Raw genomic sequence first — 10,619 nt, forward strand, 5'->3', positions numbered from 1 at the left:
GCGGCAGGCCGGCATCAAACCGCCGGATAGCGTTTTTCCAGCATGGCGAAGACAGCGCGCAGGCCGCAGGCGGCGCCGCCATCGGGGCGGCCATACTTTGCCTTGCGCCAGGCCCAGATATCAAAATGCGCCCAGCTTTTGGCCGAAACGAACTGTTTGAGGAAAACCGCCGCCGTGATCGAGCCGGCCATCCCTGCCCCGCCGGAGTTTACAAGATCTGCCACCGGGCTTTGCAGATAGGCGAGATAAGGATCCCAGAGCGGCATGCGCCAGACCGGATCCCCGGTCTCTTCCGAGGCCCCCAGAATGTCTGCGGCGAGCTGCTCGTCATCTGTATAAAGAGGGGCAAGGTCTGGCCCCAGCGCCACGCGGGCAGCGCCGGTGAGGGTGGCAAAGTCGATGAGCAGGTCTGGCTGGTCCTCGCTGGCGCGGGCGAGCGCGTCGCCCAGCACAAGGCGGCCTTCAGCGTCTGTATTGTCGATCTCGACGGTGAGGCCCTTGCGGCTCTGCAGGATGTCTCCAGGCCGGAAGGCGTCGCCCGCGATGGCGTTCTCCGCCGCCGAGACGAAGAGGCGCAGATGGACAGGCAGGCGCGCTTCCATCACCAGCTGGGCGAGCGCGATGGCATGGGCGGCCCCGCCCATATCCTTCTTCATGATGCGCATGCCGTCGCCGGTCTTGATATTGAGGCCACCGGTATCAAACGTGATGCCTTTGCCGCAGAGCGAGACTTTCGGGGCGCCGGGCGTACCCCATTCCAGCATCAGGAAGCGCGGGGCCTTTGCCGCCGCGCGGCCGACGGCATGGACCATCGGGTAGTTTTCCTCGATCAGGGCCTCGCCCACCACGGCAGCGACGCGGGCGCCATGCCGCTCGCCCAGAGCCGCCATGCGAAGGTGTATCTGTTCAGGGCCCATATCGGCGGCCGGCGTGTTCACAAGGTCACGCAGGGCGGCGATGGCGTCGGCCTCCTGCGACAGGCGGGCGGCATTCTCGCTGGCCGGGATGAAAAGGCGCGGCGGGGCGGCCTTCTCGGTCTTGTAGCCATCGAAACGGTACGCCCCGTCCGCCCAGCCGGCTGCGAGGCTGGCGAAGGGATAGCCCCCCGCAAAGGCGATTTCATAGTCACCTGCCGGCAGCTTTGCCGAGAGGGCCGCAGCGGCAAGCTGGTCCCGCCCGGCGCCGAGGCCATGGAGGACATGCGCCGTGCGCCCGTCCGGACCGGGCACAAGCACGGTCTGCCCTGCCCCGCCGGTAAAGCCCTGCGCCCCGGCAATCGCCCGCGCATTGGGGAACGGATCGTTCTCCAGAGCGCCGAACTGGCTGGCCGTATAGAGCCAGACCTGGACGGGAGCGGTTGCTTCGGTGGTGAAGGATTTATGCATTTCGGCGCCTTTCCGGGCTTCTCGGTGGTTAATGGCTGGGGCTGCGGCGTTAACCGAAACTTGACCCAGGCGGGGGCAATGTCTGCCTGACCTTCAGGGATACATACACGGAGCCTGCTGATGTCCAGTGCCAAAACGCCCCTTCTTGGCTTTGCGCTCGCGCTGGCGGCGCTGAGCAGCGCCTGCGCGTCCACCGGGCAGAGCCAGGAAGAGAAGGCGTTGGCGCAGGCCATGGAGGCTGCGCTGGCCCCGGCCTCACCGGAGGAACGCGAGGCGGCCAACCGGGCAGATCCCCTCACCCGCGCGAATTTCTGGGGCAAGGAATACCAGAAAGACCCGCAGAGCGTGGAGAACGCCCTGCAATTTGCCGATGCCCTGCGCGCCATCGGCAGCCAGGAGCGGGCAAAGGATGTGGTGAACAAGACGCTGATCCTCCATCCGGGCAATGCTGACCTGATGATGGTGAACGGGCGCATCCTGATGTCGGAGGGTAATTACGAAGCCGCCCGGGCAAGCTTTGAGCAGGTGACGCGCGCCGCGCCCGACCGTGCCGATGGCTGGGCGGCGCTAGGCACGGCGTTTGACCAGATGGAAATGCACCGGCAGGCGCAGATGAACTATCAGCGCGCCCTGACCCTTGAGCCTGACCGGGTGACGACGCTGACCAATTACGGGCTTTCGCTGCTGCTGTCGGGTGATCTGGCAGGCGCAGAGGCACAGCTGCGCACGGCCGCCGCCCAGCCGGGCGCGGGGGCTCGTGTGACGGAAAACCTGGCCCTCGTGATCGGCCTGCAGGGGCGGTTTGACGAGATGAAGGAAGTCAGCGCCCAGAACGCCCCGGACAAGGTGGCCGAGCAGAATGCCGCCCTGCTGCGCGGGCTGGTACAGCCGGCACGCACCTATGACGCGCTGATCGGCGGCGGCAACACCTCCACCTCCGCCACGCCGGGCACCAAGCGCCAGCTGCGCGGCACGCTGAACCAGTAATCCGCCTACAGACTAGTTCGGGAGGTCGAAACGGATGCCCTGCGCCAGCGGCAGGGCGCGGGAATAGTTGATGGTATTGGTGGCGCGCCGCATATAGCCCTTCCAGGCATCCGAGCCGGATTCGCGCCCGCCGCCGGTTTCCTTCTCGCCGCCGAAGGCCCCGCCGATCTCGGCGCCGGATGTGCCGATATTCACATTGGCAATACCGCAGTCAGAGCCTGCCGCCGAGAGGAAGGTTTCGGCTTCGCGCAGATCTGTTGTGAAAATGGCCGAGGAGAGGCCCGCGCCGGTCGCATTGTTGAGGGCGATGGCTTCAGCAAGATCCGTATAGGGCAGAACATAGAGGATCGGCACGAAGGTTTCACGCAGCATGGGCCCAGCCTGACAGGGCATTTCTACGAGGGCCGGCCGGACATAGACGCCGGGACCAGGAAGACGCTCACCGCCCATGACAATGGCGCCGAGGGCCCGGGCTTCTTCGAGCGCCGTCTGCATCGCGGCTGCTGCGGCCTGATCGATCAGTGGGCCGAGCAACACCCCTTCCCCGCGCGGATCGCCCACCCTTGCCGAGGCAAAGGCAGTCTGCAGGCGTGTCATCAGCACCTCCTTTGCAGCATGATGCACGAAGAGGCGGCGCATGGTGGTGCAGCGCTGGCCGGCAGTGCCGAGGGCGGAGAAGGCAATCGCACGGACTGCAAGGTCCATATCCGCAGACGGACAAACGATGCCGGCATTGTTACCACCCAGTTCCAGGATAGCCTTGCCGAAACGGGCGGCGACGACGGGCGCCACGGCGCGGCCCATACGGGTGGACCCGGTGGCCGAAAGGACGGCCACGCGCTCGTCCGCAGCCAGACGGGCGCCCGTCTCCGCTCCCCCGATCAGGCAGGCGAGGAGGCCATCTGGCACACAGCCGAACTTCTTCGCGGCGCGGGCGGCCACGGCGCTGACGGCGAGCGCGGTGAGCGGAGTTTTCTCGGACGGCTTCCAGATCACGGGGGTGCCGCAGATAAGGGCGAGCGCAGCATTCCAGGCCCAGACGGCGACGGGAAAGTTGAAGGCGGTGATGACGGCGGTGATGCCAGCGGGATGCCAGGTTTCCATCATCCGGTGGCCAGGGCGTTCGGACGCGATGGTGAGCCCATGCAGCTGCCGGGAGAGGCCGGTGGCGAAATCGCAGATGTCGATCATCTCCTGCACTTCACCGGCCGCTTCGGCAGGGATCTTGCCCGCCTCCAGCGTGACGAGGGCAGCCAGGTCATCCTTGGCGGCGCGCAGTTCTTCCCCTAACAGGCGAACAAGCTCCCCTCGCCGGGGGGCGGGCACGTCGCGCCACGCGACAAAGGCATTGGCCGCTGCGCTGACAGCCGATTCATGGTCCCGGCATGTGGCCACAGGAAGATATCCGAGCACGGAGCCATCAAGGGGCGAGTGGCAGGGAATGGCGCCGCGGGCGGCGGGCATGGGTACGCCCAGGCGGGCGAGGCTGGCGGCAGCAAGATCAACTGGGGTCATATCAGCGGTCTAGCCGCCCGCTGCGGCGGGGGAAAGCCCTCAGGCCATATCGCTGGAGGGGGCAACCTGGGTAACCTGCGGGGCCGCCTCGTTGTCCTTCTGCATCGCATTGTACTTGATATAGGCCGGGCCAAGCACGACCAGAAACAGCACGGGCAGGAAGAAGAGGATCATCGGCACGGTCAGCTTTGCAGGAAGCGCGGCAGCTTTCTTTTCGGCTTCCGACATCCGCATTTCGCGGTTTTCCTTGGCCATCAGGCGCAGCGCGTCGCCCAGCGGCGTGCCGTAGCGCTCCGCCTGGCCAAGTGCCATACAGACGGCCTTGACGCCCTCATGCCCGGTCCGCAGGGCAAGGTTTTCATAGGCTTGGCGGCGGTCTGGCAGGTAGGAAAGCTCAGCCACCGTGATGCCGAACTCCTCGGCAAGTTCGGGCGAGGCCGAGCCGATTTCCTGGCTGACCTTGTTGAAGCCCATCTCGATCGACATACCGGCCTCAACGCAGATCAGCAGCATGTCGAGCGCGTCCGGAAAGGCGCGCATGATCGACTTCTGACGTTTCTGGGCAAGGTTTGAGATATAGAGGTTCGGCGCATAGAAGCCGGCGGCGGCGCCGAAGATGACCGAGCCATATTTCATGAACAGGCTGAGGCCAAAATCATTGACGAAGAAGATGTAGAAGAAAGTCAGCCCTGCCCCGGCGAAGGGCATGGCCATCCGCGCGAAATAGAAGGCCGAGATCGGCCCCGGACCCCGCAGGCCGGCCTGGTTCATCAGCTTGACAACGTTGGGATCTTCCAGCGCCTGGGCGAGGTTGAGCTTGGAGGAAATCGACCCGACAACGCTGTCGTCCTTCCGGCGCAGTCCCTTTTTCTCCAGCGCCGCGCGGCTCTGCTTGCGGAGTTTCTCGCGCTGGCTGGCCACGGCCTTGAGGCGGGTTTCCAGCTTGTTGCCCTGCAGATAGGGCAGGAAAATCGTCACGAAGGTGCCGAACACGGCCGCCGCCACCAGCCATGCGGCCAGCGTCTGGGGCTTAGTGAAGGAGAGAAGAAGCTCATACATCCTGCGCCGCGCCTCACATGTCGAAGTTGATCATGTTGCGCATGACCGTGATGCCCGTGCCCATCATCCCGGCGGCCATCACGAGGATGACGTGCCCTGTCTCTGTACGGAAGAGTTCCATGATGTAATCGGGCGTGGTGAGGAAAACCATGATGCCAACGGCAAAAGGAAGGCAGCCGATGATCATCGCAGACGCCTTGGCCTCCGAGGAGAGGGCCTTCACCTTCTCGCGCATCATCTTCCGGGAGCGGATGACAGTGGAGAGGTTGTGCAAAGCCTCGGAGAGGTTACCCCCTGCTTTCGACTGGATCATCAGCACGATGGCGAAAAAGTTGATCTCCTGCAGCGGCATGCGCTTGTAAAGCGCGGCCAGCGAGCGGTCGAGGCCCGCGCCCATCGCCAGGTTGTCGGCGAAGGTCATGAATTCCTTGCGCAGTGGCTCAGGGCTTTCCTTTGCAATGACGCGAATACACTCGTTCAGCGGCAGGCCGGACCGTACGCCGCGCACGATGATGTCCAGCGCATCGGCAAACTGGTTCACCATCTTGGTGTGGCGCCCCTTGATGAGGAAATTCAGGATAAATTGCGGGACGCCCAGCGTGCCGCCAAAGAAGGCCGCCGCCACCAGAACGGGCCGGCTTTTCAGGGAAATGCCGTTGATGACCAGACCATCGGCGCCGGAAATATAGACCACCGCGGCACACACCAGTCCGCACACAGCCGAAAGCATCCAGAACATCGGCACGGGTATCTCAAGGCCCGCCTGGGTGAGCTTGGACCCTATATTCCGCATGGGATCATTCCGGCGGCGCTCTTTGTCCTGCTTGCGCAACCCTTCGAGCATTTCCTGGGTCTTGGCGCGGCGGCGGGCGTTTTCATCGGCAACCTTGCCGCCCTTCCCCTGCCCGCCTCCCCGGCCGGCGCTGATCGCCCTGGCACGCTTGCGAGCCGCATCGTCATTGTTGCCGGTGAGCACCAGGCCGAGGCCGACAATCGCCAGGAAGGCGAGCGCCGCGACCATATAGGGAACCATTGAACCAGCCATCAGCCGCCATTGACCTCATCAAGAGCAGCGGCGAGTTCGCGCTCAAGGTTATAGTAGGAGGCCCGCTCCCAGAAGCGCGGCCGGCCGATACCCATGCCCCGGTGACGGCCGATGATCTTGCCATTCTCGTCTTCGCCGTCGATTTCGTATTTGAGAATATCCTGGAGAACGATGGTGTCACCCTCAAGGCCGAGCACCTCGGTGATGCACATGATGCGGCGGGAGCCATCGCGCAGACGCGACGCCTGGACGACCACATCAATCGAGCCGACAATCATTTCACGGATGGTTTTTGCCGGCAGGGAGAAACCGCCCATGGTGATCATGGATTCCACACGGCTGAGCGCTTCGCGCGGGCTGTTTGCGTGCAGCGTGCCCATCGAACCGTCATGGCCGGTGTTCATGGCCTGCAAAAGATCGAACGCTTCAGGGCCGCGCACCTCGCCCACGATGATCCGTTCCGGGCGCATACGCAGACAGTTCTTGACGAGTTCGCGCATGGTGATCTCGCCCGACCCCTCGATGTTCGGCGGGCGGGTTTCCAGGCGCACCACATGGGGCTGCTGGAGCTGAAGTTCGGCGGAGTCTTCGCAGGTGATGACGCGCTCGCCCGGCTCGATGAAGCCGGTAAGACAGTTGAGCAGCGTCGTCTTGCCTGAGCCCGTGCCGCCGGAGATCAGCACATTGCAGCGGCTGTGGCCGATGATGCGCAGGATTTCGGCGCCGGCCTCGCTGATCGATCCGAACCGGACGAGATCGGAGAGCTTCAGCTTGTCCTTCTTGAACTTACGAATGGTGAGCGTGGGCCCATCAATGGCCAGCGGCGGAGCAATCACGTTGACGCGCGAACCGTCAAGCAGGCGCGCGTCGCAGATCGGCGAGCTTTCATCCACGCGCCGGCCAACCTGGCTGACGATCCGCTGGCAGATGTTCATCAGCTGGGCGTTGTCGCGAAAACGGATATTGGTCCGCTCAATCTTGCCGTTGACCTCGATATAGGTCGTGTCGGCGCCGTTGACCATGATATCGGCAATGTCATCCCGTGCCAGCAGCGGCTCAAGCGGGCCATAGCCAAGCACGTCGTTACAGATATCGTCGAGCAGGTATTCCTGCTCGGAGATCGACATCACGACATTCTTGATGCTGATGATCTCGACCACGATGTCGCGGATTTCTTCGCGCGCGCTTTCGGTGTCCAGCTGAGCGAGCTGGGAGAGGTCGATCGTGTCGATCAGAGCGTTGAAGATGGTGGTCTTGGTGGCGTAATACTGATCGGAATGCTGGTTGACCTTGCGGACGGGCTCTGGCTTGACCTCCGGGGTCTTGAGCTTTGCGGCCGCAGCGGGCGCAGGCTCGGCCGCGCGCGGCTTGACCGGCGCAGCCGTCGCGGCTGGCGCGGGGGCAGCCGGCTTCGGCGCCGCCGCAGGCGCCGGCGAAGGCAGCGTTGCGGAAGATGTAACCGAGCGTTTGCCAAAAGCCATGATCTATCCCGTTTTCTTAAACGTCCTACTTACCCAGCAGTTTCTTGAGGAATGATTTCTCCACCCGCTGGATTGCCCGCCCGCTCAGGGCCGCGGCCAACTGATCGATGGCCATGGCGGGGCGCGAGGCCGGGCCGGTTTCGGAAATCATCTGGCCGTTATTGGCCGCCGTGCCGAACACTTCAGGGTCGAAGGGCACAATGATCTCGGGCTCCACGCCGATGGCGGCGGCGAAATCCTTCACTGGAATCTCCGGCCGCTTGGGCACGCCGCACATGTTCAGCACCAGCCGCGGCGGGTTGTCGTTAACCCGGTGGCCCTTGAGCTGGTCAATCAGGTTCTTGCCATTGCGCAGCGAGGCAAGGTCTGGCTGGCAGACCACGATCACCTCGTCAGACTGGATCAGCGTGGTGCGCAGCCACTGGTTCCACACATGCGGCAGATCCAGCACCATGAAAGGCACGTTCCGCCGCACGCCCTGAATGACGGTCGTGTACGCATCATCCGGAATGTCGATGATCTGGTTGATATGGGCCGGCGCGGTGAACAGGGAGAGGCGCTCTGTGGCGCGCGCCAGCAGGCGTTCGATCACCGCGTCATCGGCCCGCTCTGGCGCCAGCAGGGCGTCGGCAATCGTCTGGGGCGTTTCCTGGTTGAAGTCGAGCGCGGTGGTTCCGAAGGAGAGGTCGAGATCGACCAGCGTGGTGTTGACCTTGATATTCTCCGCCAGCGACCAGGCGAGGTTATGGGCAATGGTGGAGGCCCCCACCCCGCCCTTTGCGCCGACTACGGATATCTGGCGGCCAACAAAGGGCGCGTCCGGATCCGTGAACAGGCTGGAGATGGCCCGGATGATCTGCAGCGGCTGGAACGGCGGAACAAGGTATTCCGATACGCCCCGCGCCATCAGCTGGCGGTAGAGCATGATGTCGTTGACCGATCCGATGACCACAACCTTCACTTGCTCGTCGCAATGCTCGGCAAGCGCGTCGACCTCGGCGATCACTCTCTCGGCGACAGAGCCAGACTCGATGAGAATGAGGTTGGGGGTCGGGTTTCCTTGCAGATAATGGATCGCAGACGGAATACCGCCCGGCAGGCACTCGACCGTGGCCCGGCCCATGCGCCGGTCCTGCGCGCAGAGTTCCATCAGCAGGCGGGTCTCCTCGCGCTCATAGAACAGCTTGATCGAAATGGCCGGCAACAGCGCGTCGCCGCCTTCGTCCCCGGACGAGAAGACGGGCATATTGTAATTGGCCGGGCGGGCCGTGAAATCCACCACCGGCTGCACGGGCGCAGCTGCCGCAGGCGCTTCCCCAAAGATTGCCGCCGTCGCCTTGCCTATCGGTGTCGATGGCCCCTCTTCGCCGAAGACATCTTCGAACTCAGGGTCGATGTCGTCTTCGAACATCGGATTGTCTTTACCCATCTTCTTCGTACTCCCCGAGGCTTGCGCCTAGACGTTACTGGACTGCCGACGAAACAGCACCGGACTCCTGGCTCGACCGTTCGGACGCCGTGGCCTCCCCGGCACGGAACTTCTCCAGAATAACCTCGCGGCGGGACAGATCGGACGGATCCAGCGCGCGCTTTCCGAGAAGATCGCCCGGATCAACAATCATAGCGGCCAGATTGGTGCGGACCGAACAGCCCAGTGTGGACATCTGGTTGTTGGAATCGATATTGCTGAAATCCACCGTCGATTTGGGCGGGCAATAGGGCGCAATCGCCTCATAGCTCTGATAGGCCAGGATCATCGGCTCACTGACGGGTGAGCCCGCACCATGGGCGCGGCCTGTCATTTCCTCATACTCGATCCCGAGATCCCATGCGATGGCGCGGGCCTCTGCCACTGCCGCAACCGCGAGCTGTGGATTGGCCGAGGCCTGGGGCATCGACAGCACCAGCGGGCCATGGCCACGCTTTACATAGCCTGCCAGGAATTCGCGGATGCGCGCCCGGTCACTGCTGGAAAGCTCGCTGGATTGCGCATCGATGGCAACTTCCAGAAACTCCGTGCGCTTCTCCACCTGGATCGGATTGAGATCGAGCGGCGAGGTCTCGAGATAGGCCGCCGGCACGGCAGTCGGCGCGACACTGGCGCAGGCCGATATGGCCGCAGCGCCCGCGCCGAGGGCGATGAGAGCTGGTAGCGAACGGATATGACGGGTCATGGTCTGTCTTGCCCTACTCTTCCATAAAGCCCACAGGGGCACGATAGTCGTCAGCCTTGATGGGCGCGCCATCCCGGCCATAGGTTTCATTCAGCTTGCCGAAGAAAATGGTCTTGGCGTCCGAGGCGTTGGCGTAGCCGTCGGCTGGCGATTTCATCTTCGCCTTGCTGGCCGGGCCAACGAGATAGGGCGTCACCATCACCACCAGTTCGGTTTCCTCCGAAAGGAAATCCCGCGACTGGAACAGGGCGCCCAGAATTGGAAGCTTCTTGAGGCCGGGCAACTGGTCAATGGTCTGGCGGTCCTTCACCGAAATGAGGCCCGCCATCATCATCGAGCCGCCCGAAGGAAGTTCGACTACGGACTCTGCGCGCCGCACCGAAAGGGCCGGCAGGGTGGCGCCCTGAATGATGGTGGTGTTGCCATCGGCGTCGGTATAGGTCTGCGCCGCGCCCTGGAAGGCGCCCTGCGAGGTGAGCTCGGATACTTCGGTTGACACTTTCAGCGAGATGCGCCCTTCGGAGAGCACCACCGGCGTAAAGGCAAGGCCCACCCCGTAAGGTTTGAACTCCACCGTGATCTGGCCGTTCTGGTTCTGGCCGACCGGCACGGGAAACTCGCCGCCTGCGAGGAATTTCGCGCTCTCCCCCGACATCGCCACAATGTTGGGCTCTGCCAGTGTACGGACAATGCCGATACGCTCCATCGCATCGATCGCTGCCCCGACAGAAGACTGAAGGCGGCCGTTATTGTAGTTGGTATAGCCCGTTTCCATGGACAGCCCGCCCAGAGCCTGACCCTGAACGTTGAAGCCACTGGACGTACTTCCCGAGAAGGAGTTGGTAAAGGGGCTGTCGGGCTGAAGCATCTCGACGGCTGTGAACCGCGCCGATAACCCCGGAGGCTGTTTGGTTGGAGTCATGCAGCGATAGCGTTTTCCTTCAGGGCTGCAAAGTAGTTGGCCTCGGCTTCT

Annotated in this window: 9 protein-coding genes; 1 reads left to right on the forward strand and 8 read right to left on the reverse strand. The window is 63.5% G+C overall.

Annotated features, from left to right (window positions below):
• Window positions 1-14 precede the first annotated feature (14 nt).
• Window positions 15-1,385, reverse strand: a complete 1,371-nt coding sequence (locus tag ACQKI2_RS15645) for a leucyl aminopeptidase family protein (RefSeq protein WP_427380564.1) — start codon at window positions 1,383-1,385, stop codon at window positions 15-17.
• 120 nt (window positions 1,386-1,505) lie between these two features.
• Between ACQKI2_RS15645 and ACQKI2_RS15650 the strand changes: the two genes are divergently transcribed.
• Complete coding sequence (locus ACQKI2_RS15650) at window positions 1,506-2,372, forward strand: tetratricopeptide repeat protein (protein ID WP_427380565.1); 867 nt, start codon at window positions 1,506-1,508, stop codon at window positions 2,370-2,372.
• Between the two features lie 12 nt (window positions 2,373-2,384).
• On the opposite strand, the gene amaB is transcribed toward ACQKI2_RS15650, so the two are convergent.
• The 7 genes from amaB to ACQKI2_RS15685 are packed head-to-tail and all read right to left on the reverse strand — an operon-like array spanning window position 2,385 to window position 10,568.
• Complete coding sequence (gene amaB / locus ACQKI2_RS15655; RefSeq protein ID WP_427380566.1) at window positions 2,385-3,887, reverse strand: L-piperidine-6-carboxylate dehydrogenase; 1,503 nt, start codon at window positions 3,885-3,887, stop codon at window positions 2,385-2,387.
• Window positions 3,888-3,926: 39 nt separating this feature from the next.
• Window positions 3,927-4,946: a type II secretion system F family protein gene (locus ACQKI2_RS15660; RefSeq protein ID WP_427380567.1), complete on the reverse strand. Its 1,020-nt coding sequence runs from the start codon at window positions 4,944-4,946 to the stop codon at window positions 3,927-3,929.
• Between the two features lie 13 nt (window positions 4,947-4,959).
• Entirely contained in the window at window positions 4,960-5,991 is a 1,032-nt protein-coding gene (locus ACQKI2_RS15665; RefSeq protein ID WP_427380568.1) for a type II secretion system F family protein, read from the reverse strand.
• The gene (locus ACQKI2_RS15670) at window positions 5,991-7,472 is read right to left on the reverse strand and encodes a CpaF family protein (protein WP_427380569.1); all 1,482 of its coding nucleotides are present in this window, start codon (window positions 7,470-7,472) and stop codon (window positions 5,991-5,993) included. The genes ACQKI2_RS15665 and ACQKI2_RS15670 overlap by 1 nt, the downstream gene beginning before the upstream one ends.
• 25 nt (window positions 7,473-7,497) lie before the next feature.
• The gene (locus ACQKI2_RS15675; RefSeq protein ID WP_427380570.1) at window positions 7,498-8,901 is read right to left on the reverse strand and encodes an AAA family ATPase; all 1,404 of its coding nucleotides are present in this window, start codon (window positions 8,899-8,901) and stop codon (window positions 7,498-7,500) included.
• 34 nt (window positions 8,902-8,935) lie between these two features.
• A complete protein-coding gene (locus ACQKI2_RS15680; protein WP_427380571.1) occupies window positions 8,936-9,646 on the reverse strand; it encodes a CpaD family pilus assembly protein in 711 nt (236 codons plus the stop codon).
• Between the two features lie 13 nt (window positions 9,647-9,659).
• Window positions 9,660-10,568 (reverse strand): type II and III secretion system protein family protein, encoded by a 909-nt coding sequence (locus ACQKI2_RS15685; protein WP_427380572.1) that lies wholly within the window; start codon window positions 10,566-10,568, stop codon window positions 9,660-9,662.
• Window positions 10,569-10,619: the final 51 nt, after the last annotated feature.

Source organism: Hyphomonas sp. NPDC076881 (assembly GCF_050269995.1).
In the GTDB taxonomy this organism is placed as follows: Bacteria; Pseudomonadota; Alphaproteobacteria; order Caulobacterales; family Hyphomonadaceae; genus Hyphomonas.

Bases quoted from the DNA above. Each gene is read 5' to 3' on its own strand.
- ACQKI2_RS15645 (WP_427380564.1), bottom strand. From the start codon at position 1,385: ATGCATAAATCCTTCACCACCGAAGCAACCGCTCCCGTCCAGGTCTGG.
- ACQKI2_RS15650 (WP_427380565.1), top strand. From the start codon at position 1,506: ATGTCCAGTGCCAAAACGCCCCTTCTTGGCTTTGCGCTCGCGCTGGCG.
- amaB (WP_427380566.1), bottom strand. From the start codon at position 3,887: ATGACCCCAGTTGATCTTGCTGCCGCCAGCCTCGCCCGCCTGGGCGTA.
- ACQKI2_RS15660 (WP_427380567.1), bottom strand. From the start codon at position 4,946: ATGTATGAGCTTCTTCTCTCCTTCACTAAGCCCCAGACGCTGGCCGCA.
- ACQKI2_RS15665 (WP_427380568.1), bottom strand. From the start codon at position 5,991: ATGGCTGGTTCAATGGTTCCCTATATGGTCGCGGCGCTCGCCTTCCTG.
- ACQKI2_RS15670 (WP_427380569.1), bottom strand. From the start codon at position 7,472: ATGGCTTTTGGCAAACGCTCGGTTACATCTTCCGCAACGCTGCCTTCG.
- ACQKI2_RS15675 (WP_427380570.1), bottom strand. From the start codon at position 8,901: ATGGGTAAAGACAATCCGATGTTCGAAGACGACATCGACCCTGAGTTC.
- ACQKI2_RS15680 (WP_427380571.1), bottom strand. From the start codon at position 9,646: ATGACCCGTCATATCCGTTCGCTACCAGCTCTCATCGCCCTCGGCGCG.
- ACQKI2_RS15685 (WP_427380572.1), bottom strand. From the start codon at position 10,568: ATGACTCCAACCAAACAGCCTCCGGGGTTATCGGCGCGGTTCACAGCC.